A 1,315-nucleotide genomic window follows, 5' to 3' on the forward strand; every position below is an offset into this window, starting at 1 on the left:
CGGGTGTCACTCCTGGTCGAGCGCCTCGTGGATGAGGGGGACGATGCCGTCCAGGGCGTGGGAGACGCCCAGGGTGGAACCGCTGGAGAAGGCGTTGACCAGCTCCGGGTCGTCCAGGATGATGAGGCGGCCGTCCTGCGCCGAGCCGATGCCCTGCAGGACCGGGTCCTCGTTGAGGACGTCGACGACGTCGCCGATCGGGAAGACGATGGTCAGGTCGGCGTCCAGGACCTCGACCAGCTCCGGGCTGAGGTCGACGTAGAACGCGCCCTCGGCCATGTCGGTGATCTCGGACTTGTACTGGAAGCCCAGGTCCTGGAGCAGGTCGACGCGGCCGTCGCCCGGCACGTAGGCGCCGTACTGGCCGTCGAAGTAGGCGCCCACCGCGATGGTGACGTCGGCGAACTCGGGGTTCTCCTCGCGCAGGGTCTCGAACTTCGCTTCGAGCTCGGCGATGAGCTCCTCGCCGCGCTCGGCCTCGTTGAGGACCTGGGCGACCTGGCGGGTCTGCTCCTGCCAGGTGGTGCCGTAGGTGACCTCCACGCCGGGCGGCGGGCCGACCACCGGGGCGACCGGGGAGAGCAGGTCGTGGCGCTCCTGGCTGTTGTCGGAGCGGGTGTCGAGGATGACGTCGGGCTCCAGGGCCGCGATCTCCTCCAGGTTCGGCTCCAGGGCGGCCAGCTGGGCGGGCTCGGAGTCGAACAGGTCGGCGGCCCAGGGGCCGACGCCGGGGGCGCCGTAGCCCTGCCAGTCGGCGACGCCGACCGGCTGCACGCCCAGGGCGAGCGCGGTCTCGGCGTCGGACCAGCCCATGGCCACGACGTTCTCGGGGCGGTCCTCGATGGTGACGTCGCCGAAGAGGGTCTCGACGGTGACGGGGTAGCCCTCGGAGGCCTCACCAGGGGAGGAGGGGCCCTCGGTGGCCTGGCCGCCGCAGGCGGCGAGCATCAGGACGGAGAGCGCGCCGGCGGCGATCGCGCCGCCGCGGGTCAGCGGGCCACGGTACATGGAGCCTCATTCTGGGGAAGGTCACAGTCAGCTTAGCCTTGCCTAAGCAGAATCATAGTGATGGACTCCGGGTGCGGGCGCAAACCGGCACGAACGGCGTGCCGGGGTGCCGGTGGCCGGGCGAGCCCCCGTTCGTGGGCGGTTCCGGCGCAGGTGGCGCCCCGGGGGCGGGTGTGCGTGTGACGCGAGTCACGGTCGGCGGGTCCGGGTGGGGCGGCGGTGTCGGGGCGCCGGCGGGGCCGGGAGCGCGGGCCGGGCCGAGTCGGTGCCGGGGCGGGGGCGGGACGAGTCGGGGTCGGGGCGGGGC

Annotated in this window: 1 protein-coding gene; it reads right to left on the bottom strand. The window is 73.2% G+C overall.

The window, feature by feature from the left end; translation table 11 throughout:
- Nucleotides 1–6: 6 nt before the first annotated feature.
- Complete coding sequence (locus ACJOT3_RS34495) at nucleotides 7–1,008, bottom strand: ABC transporter substrate-binding protein (RefSeq protein WP_406977330.1); 1,002 nt, start codon at nucleotides 1,006–1,008, stop codon at nucleotides 7–9.
- Nucleotides 1,009–1,315: the final 307 nt, after the last annotated feature.

It is taken from the genome of Nocardiopsis protaetiae, from assembly GCF_045446735.1.
GTDB lineage: Bacteria > Actinomycetota > Actinomycetes > Streptosporangiales > Streptosporangiaceae > Nocardiopsis > Nocardiopsis protaetiae.